Genomic DNA, 17,227 nt, shown 5'->3' with positions numbered 1-17,227 from the left:
GTAAAAGAGTAGATTTAATCTGCTCTTTTTTTTATTATAAAATATGAATGAAAACAAAACTTTATTTAGAAAATGAAGTATACATTTTTTGTAAATAAGAGACAAAACACTCTTATTATAGACTATAACCACAATAGGAAATTACTACTATTTTATTTATGAATAATTCCATGTTTCTAAGCTTAATACAGAATACTGCAATATTGCTGTCATTTAGTATGTTGTATGATTATTTGTGGGTAAGAAGAACTGGTCTTAAATCCATATGGGAACAATTATTAGCAGGTGGAATTGTAGGGGCTATTGGTGTTGTTCTTATGCTTTCTTCCTGGGAAATGGCAACTGGAGTCGTTTTTGATACGCGTTCAGTTATTCTTTCCATTTCCGGGTTATTTTTTGGTGTAATTCCTACTATTATTGCAATTCTAATTACAGGTACTTATCGGTTTATTTTAGGCGGAGAAGGAATGTTTATGGGAATTGCCGTTATAATCAGTTCAGGTGTGATAGGTATTTTATGGAAACAAATATGGACTAAAATCGGTGTTAAATCTTATTGGTTGAAATATTTACTTTTAGGAGTAGCCGTTCATTTTGCGATGATTAGTTGCTCTGTATTTTTGCCTTCAGAAAAAGCCATGCCAACTTTGCTGCAAATTTCCTGGCCCCTGCTAACGATTTATCCACTGGGCAATATGTTGCTGGGATTATTCATGAACCGACAATTACAAAACAGGGCTAATAAAATCGCATTAAGCAGAACAAAGGAAAAGTATTCGCGTTTGTATGAAAGCATGAATGATGCATTTGTTGTTTTGGATATGGATGCTAATGTGATCGAATTTAACACAGCATTCAAAGAAATGCTTGGTTACTCCTCTGACGAGTTGCCGCATATGAATTGTCATGATTTAACCCCTTTAAAATGGCTTGAATTTGATCAGAAAATAATGGAAGAAGAGGTTCTCGTATCCGGAAGTTCCAGAGTATATGAAAAGGAGTGTATAAGAAAAGATGGAAGTTTGATTCCTGTTGAACTGCGTATCTATTTGTTGAAGGACGAAAAAGGTAAGCCCAAAGGATTTTGGGCTATGGTCCGTGATATTTCTTTGCGTAAGAATGCCATGGCGTTGGTTGAAAATGAAAGAGCTCATTTAAAAATACTGATTGAAACTGTTCCTGAAATGATTTGGTTAAAAGATCCAAAGGGAATATATCTGTCTTGTAATAGGAACTTCGAAAAATTTAATGGTTTAAAGGGAAATGCTCTTATTGGCAAATCAGATTATGATTTTTATCCGCGGGAGATTGCTGATTTTTACTGGGAAAAAGATTTGGAGGTTTTAAATAGTGCGAAAAGCGTTCGCTTTACCAATTGGGCTGTTTCAGCTACCAGTGGAAACAGACTTTTAACTGAGACAATTAAAACTCCAATGCACGATGTAGAAGGAAAGCTAATCGGAGTTCTAGGTGTTTCAAGAGATATTACGGATATAAAGCTGGCTGAAAGAGAGCTGTTAAAGGCGAAAGAAAAGGCTGAGGAAAGTGATAAATTGAAATCGATTTTTCTCGCTAATATGAGTCATGAGATACGTACTCCAATGAATGCAATTATGGGGTTTTCAGAATTGCTTGTTGATTCAGAATTGGATGATGCTGAAAAATCTCAGTATATAAATATTATTCAAAATTCAGGGAATAGACTGTTACAGCTTATTGATGATATTGTAGATATCTCTAAATTGGAATTGGATCAGGTGGCGGTACATAGAGTGGAAACCAATTTGCACGAATTATTTGTAAGCAGTATAGAGGTGGTTAAAAGGGGAGTGTTATTAGAAAGCAAACCTAATATCGAGTTGGTTTTGAATTTGCCGGAAGAGTATGAGAGACTTTCTGTTTTTACAGATTCTAATCGGTTTCATCAAATTCTGGATAATTTGCTTAATAATGCGATCAAATTTTCAGAAGTTGGTAAGGTGGAAGTTGGATATAATTTTAAGGAATATTTGTCGCAGACAGTAATCGAAGTATATGTGAAAGATGAAGGCTGCGGAATACCTAAAAACAGACATGATATTATTTTTAAACGTTTCAGACAAGGAGATGAAGAGCAGTTTACTGATGGAACAGGATTGGGTTTAAGCATTTCAAAAGGACTTGTTGAGCTTCTGGGAGGTGAAATCAGGTTTGAATCGATAGTTGGAAAGGGCAGTACTTTTTATTTTACACTACCCTATTCTAAAAATGAAACAATTGGTGCTGATGATTCACAAGTTGTAACGCGGACGAAGTCTATGGGCCGAAAATCGGTATTAATTGCAGAGGAAGATTATAACTCGTTTCTTTATCTGCAAAAATTATTTGATGGTGAAGATGTTACTATTTCTCATGCTTCAAATGAGAATATCATGATAAACATGTTGAATGAATTAATGCCTGATTTGCTTATTCTTGATATGAACATTTATAGTAAATCAACGAAAGATTGTATGGCTTTAATAAAAAACAGGAATCAGGATACAAAAGTGATTGCTCAGGCAGCTTATACTATGAAAGGGGAAGAAGAGCGTTGTATTGAAGCCGGATGTCATGGTTATATTGCAATGCCAATTACTAAAGATAATTTTTTAACTGAGGTAAAAAGGGTTCTGAATTAATTCGATTTCTGTCGAATATCACCAACAAGCTTCCTTCTAGTTTAGAGATGAGTACTGCATAATTTAAAGCATTTTTAATTGGGGCAAATGTAAATATTAGTTTGTTTTTATTAAAGAGATTACGCACCGTTTTATTAGATATTATTAATATATTCGTTTGCATGGAACTAAATTTACTTTTAGCAGCTCTCTCAACTTTTATTTTGAATATACCATTTGGATTTATCAGGCAAGGATTTAAAAAGTTCTCAGTAATGTGGTTTGTCTGTATTCATGCACCCATTCCATTTGTAATCCTGTTTCGGCATTTGTTTGGTTTGGGCTTTCAGTTATACACCTATCCAATTATGGTGAGTGCTTTCTTTTTGGGGCAGTTTGCGGGGAAAAAAACACGGATTCGAAGGGATGCAAAAAAGAGTTTAGCAGAAGAGCTACAAAGTGAGGAAATAAAAAAAGATCAACTCTAAAGTTGATCTTTTTTTATAGTATTGAAACTGAGACTACAATTTCTCTTTGATTTTTTGAGTTTCCTCTTCGAAGCCAGGTTTTTCAAGCAAAGCAAACATGTTGCTTTTGTATGCTTCAACACCGGGTTGATCAAATGGGTTTACATCAAGAATGTAACCACTTACACCACAGGCAATTTCAAAGAAATAAAGCAATTCACCTAAGTAGAATTCATTCAACTGAGGCATTTCAATTCTTAGATTTGGAACACCACCGTCAACGTGAGCCAATTGGGTTCCTAATTCTGCCATTTTATTCACCGCGTCAATGCGTCTTCCAGCCAAAAAGTTCAAACCGTCAAGATTGTCTTTATCTTCAGGAATAATTACAGTATGGTTGGGTTTAGCAATTGAAATAACAGTTTCGAAAATGTTACGTTGTCCTTCCTGAATATATTGTCCCATTGAGTGCAAATCACTTGTGAAATCAACACTGGCTGGAAAAATACCTTTGTTTTCTTTTCCTTCGCTTTCACCGTAAAGTTGCTTCCACCATTCGGCTACATTGTGCAGTTTTGGATTGTAATTGGCTAAAATTTCAATTCCTTTGCCTTTTGCGTAAAGAGCATTTCTGGTAGCTGCGTATAGTAATGCAGGATTTTCTTCGAATGCCGTTGCTATTGAATATTCCTGCATCGATTTAGCGCCTTTTACCAATTCCTTGATGTCGTGACCTGCAACCGCAATAGGAAGCAATCCAACAGGAGTTAAAACCGAAAATCTACCACCAACGTCATCAGGAATTACAAATGTTTTGTAGCCTTCCTGAACAGCAAGAGTTCTAAGAGCTCCTTTTGATGCATCTGTAATAGCGATAATTCTTTCACGAGCTTCCTCTTTGCCAACATTTTCTTCCAAAAGTTCTTTTAACAAACGAAAGGCAATAGCAGGTTCGGTAGTTGTTCCCGATTTAGATATTACACAAATACCAAACTCAAGATCTTTTAAAATGTCCATTAACTCGAACAGATAGTCCTCGCTGATATTTTGTCCGGCATACAATACAAGCGGATTTTCGTTACCGATATTCAGTTGATCGAAACTATGAGCCAAAGCATCGTTAACAGCTTTTGCACCCAGGTACGATCCTCCAATACCAATTACTACCAATACTTCTACTTTATCTTTCAAAGATAAAGCGGTTGCTTCGATATCATTTAGCTCTTCTTCAGTAATCTGAGAAGGTAAATCTACCCAACCAACATAGTCATTTCCCTTACCGGTTCCTTTTTGAAGAGCAGTTAAATGTTTTTGACTTTCTTCTTTAAATTTGAAAATCTCTTCCTTGCTTACGAAGTTTAAAGATTTTTCAAAGCTCAACTTGATGTGTTCCATTATTTTCAAATTAAGTTGTAAAATCCAGATCTGTCAGAACCGATACCCCCTCAGAGCGAAAGACAGAAATGGGTTTAATGTGTATAATTAATTAAATGTATTTCAAACTAAAATAATTGACGAATGCTTTTGCGATCTCTCTTATTCTGCATTCATGCAATGCGTTACTTTTACTTTTGTAAAATGAAAAGTTTTTCAAAATACAAATTTACAATTGAAAAATAACTTTAACGTAAATCTTCTGTTAATAATTTGATTTCCATTGCAGGAGATATTTTTTCGTACAGAATATTATAAACAGCCATGGTAATTGGCATGTGAACCTTGTATTTATCATTAATTTCTTTGATACAACTAACCGCATAATATCCTTCGGCAATCATATGCATTTCTAACTGAGCAAATTTCACAGAATATCCTTTCCCAATCATGGTTCCAAAAGTTCTGTTTCTACTAAATTGAGAATAACAGGTGACCAATAAATCGCCTAAATAAGCTGAGCTTTTAATATCTCTTGTGATGGGATGAACCGTATCTACAAATCGTTTAATTTCCTGAATTGCGTTTGATATCAGCACGGCTTGAAAATTATCACCATAACGAAGTCCGTGACAAATACCGGAAGCGATGGCAATAACATTTTTTAGAACAGCCGAATATTCAGTTCCGTAAATATCATCGGAAATGGTTGTTTTAATATATGCACATTCCATTTTTAGAGCCAAAACTCTTGCTTTTTTTGTATTCTGAGAGGCAATCGTTAAATATGATAATCGTTCCAATGCAACTTCTTCCGCATGGCATGGACCGGATATTATTCCGATGTTGTCAATTGGCACATTGTATTTTTCATTAAAGAATTCACCAATAATCATATTTTCATCGGGAACAATACCTTTAATTGCTGATACAATAAATTTATCTTCAAGGCTTACCGTAAGATTTTTTAGTGCATTCTTCAAGAATGCGGATGGTATTGCAAAAACAATGATGTCAGAATTTGTTACGATTTCATCAATATTATGTGAGAAATTGATTTTGTCGATGTCAAATTCCGCACTGGTAATGTAGCGTGGGTTATGACCTAATTCCTTAAATTGGTCAATGGTATCCGGATTACGCATGTACCAGTTAATTTCTGCTACATTTTCCATAAAGATTTTTGCAATAGCTGTAGCCCAGCTACCACCACCAATTATGGCAATTTTTGATGATTTGTTCATGAATTTATTGATAAGTCTGGTGTTGTTAGAGAATTATTTCTGTAACGATCAGATCTCTAATTTACTAAATATCGGAGGAAGGGAGAAATTCCCGACCTCCGATATGAAAATATTTTAAAGCGGGAATTATTAAGACAACCACTCTGCTACTTCTTCCTGACTTGGGTTTTTTAATCCCATTTTTAGTTTTTTATTCCAGCCGCAAATATCCTGATGAAGTTTTGTTGACTTTTCTTCCTTTAAAGCGCTAACGGTTAAAAAACCCGCTTTACGAATTACAGGCATCCATTCAGGGGCAATCCCCAAAGCAATAAATTTATCATCACTGTCAACAGCCGCTTTCTTCTCAGGTCTCATTTGCGGGAAGAATAATACATCCTGAATTGATTGTGAGTTGGTCATCAACATCGTTAACCGATCAATACCAATTCCCATTCCTGATGTAGGAGGCATACCATATTCAAGAGCACGAACAAAGTCCATATCAATAAACATGGCTTCATCATCACCCTTTTCACTTAATTTGTTTTGTTCCTGAAAACGCTCCAACTGATCAATAGGATCATTTAACTCCGAATATGCATTACAAAGTTCTTTTCCATTCACCATTAGTTCGAAGCGCTCGGTTAATTCCGGATTGTCTCTGTGCTTTTTGCAAAGAGGAGACATTTCAACAGGGTAATCGGTAATGAAAGTTGGCTGAATGTAATTTCCTTCACATTTCTCACCAAAAATTTCATCGATTAATTTTCCTTTTCCCATGGTTTCATCCACTTCTATATTCAGTTTTTTACAAACCTCGCGAAGTTGTACATCATCCATTCCATTGATATCAATTCCGGTGAATTCAAGAATAGAATCAAGCATAGAGATCCGTTTGAAAGGACGTTTGAAATCAATCTCCTTATCGCCAACAGTCAATTTGGTTTTTCCGTGAAGATCCATCGCAATTTTCTCGATCATTTCTTCAGTAAAGTCCATCATCCAGTTGTAATCCTTATAGGCAACATAGATTTCCATTACTGTAAATTCCGGATTGTGAGTACGATCCATTCCTTCGTTACGAAAATCTTTTGCAAACTCATAAACCCCGTCAAATCCACCAACAATTAATCTTTTCAGATAAAGTTCGTTGGCAATACGCATGTAAAGAGGAATATCCAATGCATTGTGATGTGTTTCGAACGGACGGGCAGAAGCACCACCTGGAATAGCCTGTAAGATTGGTGTTTCCACTTCTAAATAATCCTTGCTGTTGAAAAGTTCGCGCATCGAGTTGATGATTTTCGTTCTTTTCAGGAAAACATCCTTAACAGATGGGTTTACTACCAAATCAACATACCGCTGACGGTAACGCATTTCAGGATCGCTGAAAGCATCGTAAACTTTTCCATCTTTTTCCTTAACAATTGGAAGCGGACGAATAGATTTTGAAAGAATTGTCATTTCGGTTGCATGAACCGAAGTTTCACCTACCTGAGTAACAAATACGTAACCCTTAATTCCAATAAAATCACCAATATCAGTCAGTTTTTTGAATACTGTGTTGTAAAGGGTTTTATCCTCGCCCGGGCAGATATCATCTCTTGTAATGTAAACCTGTATTCTTCCCTTCGAATCCTGAAGTTCAAGAAAGGAAGCTTTACCCATAATTCTTCTGCTCATGATTCTACCTGCTATACAAACCTCTTGAAGGTTTTTCTTTTCAGGATCGAAATCTTTCAGAATATCTGAAGAAAAGCTGTTTACATGATATTGTGCCGCAGGAAATGGGTTGATACCCATAGACTGCATTTCTTTAAGGGAATTCCTTCTAATGATTTCTTGTTCACTAAGTTCTAACGCATTCATCTTAATCTCAATAAAGTTTATTCGGGTGCAAAGATAATATAATCTGTCCAAATAATTAATTTCAATAGCTTTACTTATTGGATTTAATGCTGATTGCGCTAATTAAAGTATGAGAATTGATTGTGTCTGCCAGCTTAGGGGGTTTATAAAAGATTTAAAAAGAAAGCTTATTTTCTTTACTGTTGAATTTTTCTATTTCTTAAACGAAAAATGTGTTGTTTCAAATGCCATTGTAAAGCCAAATATAATTGGTAATATTGCATGAAATTAATGGTATTTAGATTGAATAAATATAACGAAACATTCACGAAAGAGGCAAAAATATAAGGTATTTCATGCAAAGTTAAAATGTTTCGAATACCTTTGCGTGGATTTATTTTTATTTAGGAATTAAATTTTGCTGTAGTGTTTGTTGCTGAAAATCAATTGATTATTTGTGGTGTTTTGATCAGTTATAAATTATTGATGAAAAGAGTTTAAAGAGTTTTGAATCATCAGGAAAAATTAAGCAGTAGTAAAATGAAGACAAGAAGAAAACCAGATTGGTTGAAAATACAGTTGCCAAAGGGTGACGATTATGCATACGTGAATGGAATAGTAAAGGAGAATGGATTGCATACTATTTGTTCGAGCGGGAAATGTCCGAATGTTGGAGAATGTTGGGGAAATGGAACTGCTACTTTTATGATTTTAGGAAATATTTGTACGCGTGCCTGCAAATTTTGTAACGTTCCAACAGGAAAGCCACTTGAGGCAGATTGGAAAGAACCCAAAAGATTGGCTCGTTCCATTAAGCTGATGAGCTTAAAACATGCTGTAATAACTTCTGTTGACCGGGATGATTTGGAAGACGGAGGATCTGGAATTTGGGCAGAAACCATAAAATGTATAAAAGAAACTACTCCGGAAACCACACTTGAGGTTTTAATCCCCGATTTTAATGGGAAAGAGGAGGACATTCAAAGAGTGATTGATATGAATCCGGAGGTGATCTCTCATAATCTGGAAACGGTTCGAAGATTAACCCGTGAAGTTCGAAGCAAAGCAAAATACGATTTAAGCTTGAAGGTGTTAAAGCAAATTTCAGATTCGGGGATTGTCGCTAAATCGGGAATAATGCTTGGTTTGGGCGAGAAAGAAGAAGAGATTTATCAAGTAATGGATGATTTGCTTGAGGTGGGAGTCAGAGTCATGACAATTGGTCAGTATTTGCAGCCAACAAAAAATCATTTGGAAGTTCAGGAATACATTACTCCTGAGGTATTCAAAAAATATGAAACTGTTGGTTTGGAAAAAGGTTTTGCATTTGTAGAAAGTACACCTTTGGTGCGTTCCTCATATCATGCAGAACGTCATGTAAATGCGTTAAACTTAAAACGGAGTTTAAAAGATGATTAAGACTGTATTTTGCGATCTTGGATCGATTGATTATAAAGAAGCATGGGATTATCAGGAAAATTTGTTTAATGAAGTTCTGACATCCAAGCTGGCTAATGCTGATCTTCCGGCTGATCAGAAAAAATTATCAAATAATTATTTGTTGTTTTGCGAACATCCACACGTTTATACGCTTGGAAAAAGCGGGAAAGAACAAAATATGCTTCTTGATTTATTGCAGCTTCAGGCAAAAGAGGCAACTTTTCATAAAATTAATCGCGGAGGTGATATTACCTATCATGGGCCGGGACAGATTGTTGGGTATCCAATCTTAAATTTGGAAACCTACGATATGGGAATTAAAAAATACATCGAAACTCTGGAGCAAGCTGTTATTAATTGTATTGCCGATTATGGAATTGTTGGAACGCGGTTGGAAGGTGCAACAGGAGTTTGGTTGGATGTTGGAAAGCCGACTGTTCGCAAAATTTGTGCTATTGGTGTGCGAATCAGCAGATGGGTAAGCATGCATGGTTTTGCTTTTAATGTAAATACCGATTTAAAATATTTTGAGTACATTAATCCGTGTGGATTTGTTGATAAAGGGGTAACATCCTTAAAAAAAGAATTGGGCAAAGAGCTTGATATTGAAGAAGTAAAACATAATTTGAAGAGCCATATCACTAAACTGTTTGATATGACGCTTGAAATTGACTAATTTAGCTAGCCAAATTCTAGAATATGGAAAAGAGATGGGTAATCAATGAGCCGGGAGATGAAGGAACGGTTATAACACTTATGAAATCACTTGGTGTTGACCGTTTAGTCGCTGATTTGCTGGTGCAACGTGGGATTACTACATTCGATATGGCAAAGAAGTTTTTTCGTCCCAGCCTCGATGATCTGCACGATCCTTTTCTAATGAAAGATATGGATAAAGCTGTTGAAAGAATAGAGACAGCAATTCAGAAACAAGAAAGAGTTATGATCTATGGTGATTATGACGTTGATGGAACCACATCTGTTTCTCTTGTTTACACTTATCTTAAAAAACACTTCGATTTTATAGATTATTATATTCCTGATCGGTACTCGGAAGGTTACGGCGTTTCAACAGCAGGGATTGATTACGCCGCGGATAACAATTTTAAATTGATAATTGCATTGGACTGCGGTATTAAGGCCGTTGGTAAAATTGCATACGCGAATGAAAAAGGCATCGATTTTATAGTTTGCGATCATCATACACCAGGCGATATTTTGCCAGAGGCAATTGCAGTTCTCGATCCTAAAAGATTGGATTGCGATTATCCTTGTGATGCGTTATCGGGTTGTGGAGTTGGCTTTAAGTTAATGCAGGGATTGGCTCAGAAAATGGGATGGCCATTTGAGGAGTTGATACCATTGCTTGATTTATTGGCTGTTAGTATAGCTTCGGATATTGTCCCAATTACCGGCGAGAACAGAGTGCTGACCTATTTTGGATTAATACAACTGAATAATTCTCCGAGACTAGGACTGAAAACAATATTAAATTTAGCCGGAGTTGACAAAGATCTGACAGTAAACGATATTGTTTTTAAAGTCGGTCCAAGAATTAATGCTGCCGGAAGAATTCAATCGGGCAACCGGGCAGTTCAATTGCTGATTGCCGATACTGAGGAGTCGGCCATATTAATAGGAGATACAATTGATGTGATGAACGAAGATCGCAAAGAATTGGATCATAGTATTACGGATGAAGCGTTGGAAAGAGTTGCAAAAAGCAGCGCGTTGCTTGCTAAAAAAAGCACTGTTCTTTTTGATCGTAACTGGCACAAAGGAGTGATTGGTATTGTTGCTTCTCGAATGATTGAGAATTATTATAAACCAACAGTAATTCTTACCGAATCGAATGGTTTTGCTACAGGCAGCGCTCGTTCGGTTGACGGTTTTGATTTGTACAATGCAATTTCGGAATGTAGTGATTTACTGGAAAACTTTGGTGGTCACAAGTATGCTGCAGGTTTAACTATGAAAATCGAGAATGTTGGAGAGTTCCAAAAACGTTTCGAAGATTATGTGGTAAATAACATTTCAGAAGATATGTTGGTTCCTCAGGTTAAGATTGATGCAAATATAAAATTATCTGATATTACCCCTAAATTTTTCCGGATTATTAAACAGTTTGAGCCTTTCGGCCCAAAAAACATGACCCCGGTTTTTGTGAGCGAACAAGTTCTCGATTATGGTTATAGTCGTCCGGTAGGAAGAAATAAGGAACATCTTAAACTTTCAGTTGTTGACGATATTCGCGAAGGAGATGTAAAAGCAGGAATTGCTTTTTCAATGGGGAATTTGTATCCTAAAATTTCGAGTGGTGTTCCATTTGATGTCTGTTACTCACTTCAGGAGAATGAGTACATGGGAAAAGTTGAAACTCAGTTAATGGTTCGTGATATCAAGTTCTAAATAATTTTAGATTTATCAGGAATTGATTTGGTTTTTTCCCGCTCATTAATTTTTTTCCATTTTTTTGATTGTTTTATTTCGATAGCCTGAGTGTTTGAAACGCTTGGTTTTGTTGTGTGTTGAGCATGATCATCATAAAGAGAACTTCTTTAAAAACAACTATTCGGATTTGTTCTTCGAGGCATCCTTGCTATATTTGCGCCAATTTGTAAAAAATCTAAACCTATTTTATGATCCTGTCTCAAGAAACCAGCACACCGAACTTTGATAGTCCCGCGAAAAGAATTATTATCGGGATTCAGTTCTTATTTGTTGCCTTTGGCGCAACAGTCCTTGTCCCGTTATTAGTCGGTATTGACCCATCAGTCGCATTATTTACAGCAGGAATCGGAACCTTGATTTTTCATTTAATCACAAAAGGTAAGGTTCCTGTTTTTTTGGGCAGTAGTTTTGCATTTATTGCTCCAATTGTAGCCGCTACGGAATTGTATGGTTTGCCGGGAGCTCTTTCTGGTTTAATTGCCGTTGGTTTGGTGTATGGCGTTGTCTCTGCAATAATCAAAGTTTGGGGCTTAGGCGTAATCGAGAAAATATTTCCTTCTATTGTGGTGGGGCCTGTAATCATGATTATTGGTCTTTCACTGGCTCCTGTTGCTGTAAATATGGCAAAAACGAATTGGATTATTTCTTCTGTTTCCTTATTAACTGCAGTTCTAGTTGTGGTTTACAGCAAAGGAATGATTAAGCTGATTCCTATTTTTGTGGGAATTATTGTTGGTTACATTCTCTCTATAGTATTAGGGAAAGTTGATTTTACGTCAATTAATGATGCTGCATGGTTTGCGTTGCCTGATTTTGTTCGTCCGGAATTAAACTGGGGTGCTGTATTGTATATGCTTCCTGTTGCTTTTGCCCCGATTATAGAACATGTGGGTGATATGTATGCAATTGGAGGAGTGGCGAATAAGAAATTTGTAAAAGATCCAGGTTTGCACAGAACTCTGCTTGGTGATGGTATTGCTACAGCTTTCGCTGGATTTTTTGGCGGACCACCAAATACAACTTATTCTGAGGTAACCGGAGCAATAGCATTAACTAAAGTTACCGATCCGCGAGTATTGAGAATTGCTGCAATTACGGCAGTAGTATTTTCCCTTATCGGAAAAGTAAGTGCATTTCTTAAAACAATTCCACAAGCTGTTTTGGGTGGAATTATGCTGCTGTTGTTCGGTATGATTGCCAGTATCGGAATCAAAACATTAATTGATGCCAAGACAGATTTCTCAAAAACCAGAAATCAGGTGATTATTTCTATTGTGCTAACCGTAGGAATTGGTGGAGCACAAATTTCATATGGAACCTTCTCTTTGGCAGGAATTGGTCTTGCTTCTTTGGTAGGAGTTATATTGAATTTAATTTTACCAGATACTTCCAGGCCAATAAAAGGAAGCAAGGAAAAATAAAGAAGAATCTCAATGATATAAATAAAAAGCCCCAATTTGGGGCTTTTCTTGTCTAATACTAACTAAATTACCATTTATGCATCAAGAAATTTATTGGGTTATTTTTCTAAAAGAATATCTGCCAAATTCAAAATTATTTGTCTTGCCATTTCGGATGTAGTATCCTTTATTATCGCACATCCTATCTCCAAAACTATAAAATACCGATTCATTTTCTATTTGAAATTCAGTTTCGCCGGATAAAATGAATTCGCACGAGCGACTTATTAACAATGGTGTTGATATCTTTGAATGATATTCTCTGTTTTCAGAATTGATTCCATGGCATTCACCGGAAACCAGAAATTGATCATCCCATGGGTTTTCCGGGGTGCTGTATCCGTCAATCCATTCTTTGGTTTTTGTACCTGAAATACTGTATTGTAATCCGTTTGAAGAGGTGAAAACAATATTGTCGTACGAAATAGTAAAGCTTAGCTGATCAAATTCGTTGAATCCATTCGATGTAATTTCAATACGACCTTCTATTTTTAGATCATTAATACAAAATTCTTCAAAATGAATAGATTGAAGAGTCTGATTCGTCATGTATCTCCCTGAAATTTCATTGTGTATTTGTCCACGTTTTAATCTTCCCAGATGATCGGTATGATTACTTGATCCATAGTTGATACTTATTGTTTTTGTGGATGTTGGAGGTTCATTGTCACCGCTTACTTTAATAACTGGAATTGAATCTCTTTTGGTATTGTCTTTTGACTTTGTACCATAATCGGTTGCAATCACATTTTTTTCCACCTCGCAAAGAAGGTCTTCCAAAATGCAGTTCACCATCGCATTTTCTTCAATATTCACAGAATTGGTAATTTGAATCTCCATATTCATATCCTCTTCCGATGTGGAACAGGAAATTATTCCTGGTATAATAAGAAATGCCCAACCTATTAATTTGCTCGCTCTCATATCTTTCCTTATTTATTTCAACACGTATTCTTAAACGGACAAAAAACAATAAAGTTCTGATGAATGAATTCATAATAGTGACTGATGGTTGATATCTGATGATTGAGTGTGGTTTTATTTTTGTGAAGTTGAAAAAGAAAGGATAAAAAAATCCCCCATACATTGTATGAGGGATTGTAAATGTTTTGGGAAGTAATTACTCACCAATATTATAAATGTATTTCAGTACGAATAAAAAGGCAATACAAATCATTGCAATGTTTAGTTCTTTGTAACGGCCTGTTAGTACTTTTAAGATTACATAGGAAAGCATACCGAATGCAATACCTTCTGCGATACTGTATGCAAGAGGCATCATAATCATGGTAAGGAAAGCCGGAATGAATTCTGAGTAATCATCAAAGTTGATTTTTGTGATTGGACTCATCATGAAAATACCGATGATTACAAGAACTGATGAACTGGCAGCCGCAGGAATCATTGTGAAAAGCGGTGTGAAAAATAAGGCAAGAAAGAACATGAATGCCACAACCAATGAGGTCATACCTGTTTTTCCACCTTCGGCTACACCGGCAGCACTTTCAACGTAAGTTGTTACAGTTGATGTTCCCAATACTGCACCTACAGTAGTACCAATAGCATCGGCAAAAAGAGCTTGTTTAACACGGGGTACTCTTCCTTTTTCATCCAAAAGATTTGCTTTTGAAGATACACCTACAAGAGTTCCAACAGTGTCGAACATATCTACAAAAAGGAAAACGAATAGGATAGAAACAAATTTCCATGAAAGAACCTCCTCAAATCCTACAAATTTGAAAAAGATAGGCTCTAATGATGGAGGAAGACTTACAATACCACCATCCTTAGGAAGACTTGTAACGTCTATTCCTGGAATCAATCCAACTGCAGTTACAGCCAGAAGACCAATTAAAATTGCACCTTTTACATTGCGAACCAAAAGCAGGCCAATAATAATGATACCTAAAATACAAAGCAATGCCCCTGCAGAATGAAGATTTCCTAAGTGAACAGGAACTCCTTGTCCTTGTACAATAATTGCAACATCTTTATGTGCCAATCCTATAAAAGCAATAAACAGACCAATACCTACAGAAATAGCATGTTTAATATTGGTAGGAATTGAGTTGATAATGGCTTCGCGAACGTTAAAGAACGTAAGTAAAAGAAAGATGATACCTTCAGCAAATACTGCGGTAAGAGCTAACTGCCAGCTGCATCCCATTACACCACATACGGTGAATGCAAAAAAGGCATTTAGTCCCATCCCCGGAGCTAAAGCAAAAGGAAGTTTAGCAACCAATGCCATAACTAATGTAGCAATCACTGCAGATAATGCAGTTGCAGTCATTACAGCACCATAATCCATTCCTGCAACGGAGAGAAAGTATGGATTTACAGCCAAAATATAGGCCATCGTAGCAAAGGTGGTTAAACCGGCGACAATCTCTGTCTTCATGTTTGAACCTTGCCCGGTGATATTAAAAAATTTATCTAACATGGTTGTTTATAATTAGTTTTCCGATTAGAAATTCCATTTTACAGCTAAAGTAGGACGAACTTTAAAGTCGTCACCAGCAAAATTGTTAGAGATTTCAATTTCTCCACCAAGAGATATATTTTCTGTGGCATTATACCAAAATTGAGGTTCAGCTAAGAAAACCAGTTTGTCTGAAACAATACCTGAGGCAATGGCTTCATTGTCTCCATTTTCTGACCAAAGATCAGCAAAACCAGATAGTGTTACTTTATTTTTAAACAGGTTTGCATACCAGGTTCCTGTTACCTGAAAATTACCTTTGCCGGCATTTTTAAAAGATTTGTAACCTGCATAAGCCGAAAATCCACATTTTGCATTTCCTTTAGAATAGTTCAAACCATAAATCCAGGCATTTGTAATGGTGTATCCGAAGTTTGTGGCATTTCCAACACCACCATTGAATTCAATATGGATACCGACAGGCATTTTTTCTGTTTTTAAGACACGGGCAATCTCAAAATAACCTTGGTTGATTCCGTTTTCTGAATTGTAATCAAAATCTACGAAAGTAAACGTGTTACCCCATTTGTCCATTTTAAACATTTCGAAAGTGGAGGTGAATTGATCTCTGTCGAAATCGCGGTGCAACTGAAAGTTTTGAGCATTCACTGCGAAGGAAGCCAGAACAGCAAAGATTACAAGTAATTTTTTCATCTTAAAATGATTGTTTAGGTTTAAAAATAGTAGTTACTAAAAATGGTTGTTTTAATTCTTTATAATATCGTTAAGGTGATTGACCACAATAGGGCAACCTGTCTCATTTAATTTTTTGATGGATTGATGACCTGCAGCAATTAATATACAATTACAGCCTAATTCCTGAGCAACTTCGTAGTCGTGAGTGGTGTCACCAAACAGGCAAACATCTTTTGGAGTAAGCTGATGACTTTCAATCATTTTAATTCCATTTGCAATTTTCGAACTGGCATAAATATTATCAATGCCGGAAATTTCTGAGAAAAAACTGCCAATATTTTCATTTGCAACCGAAGCGTTCAGCATGTTCTGTTCCATTGCCGACAGGATAAATTGTTTTTTACCTAAGGACGAAAAATGGGAAAGAAGCTGAATAGCTTCAGGAAATATGCTTGATTCAGGTAATAAGGATTTGTAATTGGAGATAAATTCTTTTGCTGTAAGATCCCAATCTTCCTTTTCAAAATTGAATCCAACAGATTCGTAATATTTTTTTACCGGAAAAGTAAAAATGTCTCTATAGCTTTCCGTGCTTAGTATAGGAAGCTCTCTTTTAATCAGCATTTGGTTGATACTCTTAAGTCCTATCGACAGATCATCCAAAAGTGTTCCGTTGTAATCCCAAATAATCGCTTTACTTTTTATCATGTAGTTTGGGATTTTAGGGTGGCTATTGCTCCGGTTGCTGCACCTGATACTTTTAGCAGATCATGTGGATTTAGCTTTAGTTGTTTGCCTCTGATGCCGGCACTGATTAACACGTAGTCAAGCTTAAGAGCACTCATATCCATAAAGATAGGATAATCTTTTTTCATTCCCAGAGGAGAACAGCCACCACGAATATAGCCTGTTAGTTCCTGAATATTTTTCATGGGAACCATTGCACATTTTTTATTGCCGCTAAGAGTTGCGAATGCTTTAAGATCAAGTTCGGAGGCTCCGGGAATGCAAGCGACAATTGTGCCTGTTTTATCTCCGGTAAGGACAAGTGTTTTGAAGATAAATTGAATATGCTGACCTGTTTTTTCAGCTACGCGTTCGGCTCCCAATTCTATTGGATCCACATCGTAATCGATAATTTCGTATTCAATTTTTGCCCGATCTAAAATGCGGGCCGCATTTGTCTTTTTCATCCTTTTGTTTT

At 36.1% G+C, this 17,227-nt stretch carries 14 protein-coding genes; 6 read left to right on the top strand and 8 right to left on the bottom strand.

The genetic code is table 11. The annotated features are described in order from the left end of the window. Window positions 1-158: 158 nt before the first annotated feature. Both GQR60_RS08865 and GQR60_RS08860 read left to right on the top strand, forming a co-directional pair. Entirely contained in the window at window positions 159-2,660 is a 2,502-nt protein-coding gene (locus GQR60_RS08865) for a PAS domain S-box protein (RefSeq protein WP_124992570.1), read from the top strand. Between the two features lie 161 nt (window positions 2,661-2,821). Beyond that, window positions 2,822-3,127 carry a hypothetical protein gene (locus GQR60_RS08860; RefSeq protein WP_191991604.1) on the top strand — a complete coding sequence of 102 codons (306 nt, stop codon included), beginning with the start codon at window positions 2,822-2,824 and terminating at the stop codon, window positions 3,125-3,127. Between the two features lie 33 nt (window positions 3,128-3,160). On the opposite strand, the gene GQR60_RS08855 is transcribed toward GQR60_RS08860, so the two are convergent. From GQR60_RS08855 to lysS, 3 genes are all read right to left on the bottom strand, one after another. Beyond that, a complete protein-coding gene (locus GQR60_RS08855; RefSeq protein WP_124992569.1) occupies window positions 3,161-4,501 on the bottom strand; it encodes a glucose-6-phosphate isomerase in 1,341 nt (446 codons plus the stop codon). Between the two features lie 227 nt (window positions 4,502-4,728). Next, the gene (locus GQR60_RS08850; RefSeq protein ID WP_124992568.1) at window positions 4,729-5,724 is read right to left on the bottom strand and encodes an NAD(P)H-dependent glycerol-3-phosphate dehydrogenase; all 996 of its coding nucleotides are present in this window, start codon (window positions 5,722-5,724) and stop codon (window positions 4,729-4,731) included. 129 nt (window positions 5,725-5,853) lie between these two features. Continuing rightward, window positions 5,854-7,575: a lysine--tRNA ligase gene (lysS, locus tag GQR60_RS08845; RefSeq protein ID WP_124992567.1), complete on the bottom strand. Its 1,722-nt coding sequence runs from the start codon at window positions 7,573-7,575 to the stop codon at window positions 5,854-5,856. Window positions 7,576-8,061: 486 nt separating this feature from the next. Between lysS and lipA the strand changes: the two genes are divergently transcribed. The 4 genes from lipA to GQR60_RS08825 all read left to right on the top strand — a co-directional run bounded on the left by lipA (window position 8,062) and on the right by GQR60_RS08825 (window position 12,866). Continuing rightward, the gene (lipA, locus tag GQR60_RS08840; RefSeq protein WP_225441373.1) at window positions 8,062-8,973 is read left to right on the top strand and encodes a lipoyl synthase; all 912 of its coding nucleotides are present in this window, start codon (window positions 8,062-8,064) and stop codon (window positions 8,971-8,973) included. Then, window positions 8,966-9,670 (top strand): lipoyl(octanoyl) transferase LipB, encoded by a 705-nt coding sequence (gene lipB / locus GQR60_RS08835; protein ID WP_124992565.1) that lies wholly within the window; start codon window positions 8,966-8,968, stop codon window positions 9,668-9,670. Before lipA ends, lipB begins: the two co-directional genes overlap by 8 nt. Window positions 9,671-9,693: 23 nt before the next feature. Continuing rightward, the gene (recJ, locus tag GQR60_RS08830) at window positions 9,694-11,403 is read left to right on the top strand and encodes a single-stranded-DNA-specific exonuclease RecJ (protein WP_124992564.1); all 1,710 of its coding nucleotides are present in this window, start codon (window positions 9,694-9,696) and stop codon (window positions 11,401-11,403) included. A 230-nt stretch (window positions 11,404-11,633) separates the two neighbouring features. Then, window positions 11,634-12,866 (top strand): uracil-xanthine permease family protein, encoded by a 1,233-nt coding sequence (locus GQR60_RS08825; protein WP_124992563.1) that lies wholly within the window; start codon window positions 11,634-11,636, stop codon window positions 12,864-12,866. Window positions 12,867-12,956: 90 nt separating this feature from the next. On the opposite strand, the gene GQR60_RS08820 is transcribed toward GQR60_RS08825, so the two are convergent. The 5 genes from GQR60_RS08820 to ybaK all read right to left on the bottom strand — a co-directional run bounded on the left by GQR60_RS08820 (window position 12,957) and on the right by ybaK (window position 17,216). Further along, window positions 12,957-13,829 carry a hypothetical protein gene (locus GQR60_RS08820; RefSeq protein ID WP_124992562.1) on the bottom strand — a complete coding sequence of 291 codons (873 nt, stop codon included), beginning with the start codon at window positions 13,827-13,829 and terminating at the stop codon, window positions 12,957-12,959. A 196-nt stretch (window positions 13,830-14,025) separates the two neighbouring features. After that, complete coding sequence (locus tag GQR60_RS08815) at window positions 14,026-15,348, bottom strand: NCS2 family permease (RefSeq protein ID WP_124992561.1); 1,323 nt, start codon at window positions 15,346-15,348, stop codon at window positions 14,026-14,028. Between the two features lie 24 nt (window positions 15,349-15,372). Further along, on the bottom strand, window positions 15,373-16,041 hold the full coding sequence (locus tag GQR60_RS08810) for a DUF5020 family protein (RefSeq protein WP_124992560.1): 669 nt from the start codon (window positions 16,039-16,041) through the stop codon (window positions 15,373-15,375). Between the two features lie 51 nt (window positions 16,042-16,092). Further along, on the bottom strand, window positions 16,093-16,731 hold the full coding sequence (locus GQR60_RS08805; protein WP_124992559.1) for an HAD family hydrolase: 639 nt from the start codon (window positions 16,729-16,731) through the stop codon (window positions 16,093-16,095). Continuing rightward, window positions 16,728-17,216: a Cys-tRNA(Pro) deacylase gene (gene ybaK / locus GQR60_RS08800; protein WP_124992558.1), complete on the bottom strand. Its 489-nt coding sequence runs from the start codon at window positions 17,214-17,216 to the stop codon at window positions 16,728-16,730. Before ybaK ends, GQR60_RS08805 begins: the two co-directional genes overlap by 4 nt. Between the last annotated feature and the right edge of the window lie 11 nt (window positions 17,217-17,227).

This window comes from Labilibaculum euxinicum, from assembly GCF_009795715.1.
GTDB lineage: Bacteria > Bacteroidota > Bacteroidia > Bacteroidales > Marinifilaceae > Labilibaculum > Labilibaculum euxinus.
The sequence above is the reverse complement of the archived record's forward strand: the minus strand, read 5'-3'. Positions and strand labels throughout refer to the sequence as shown.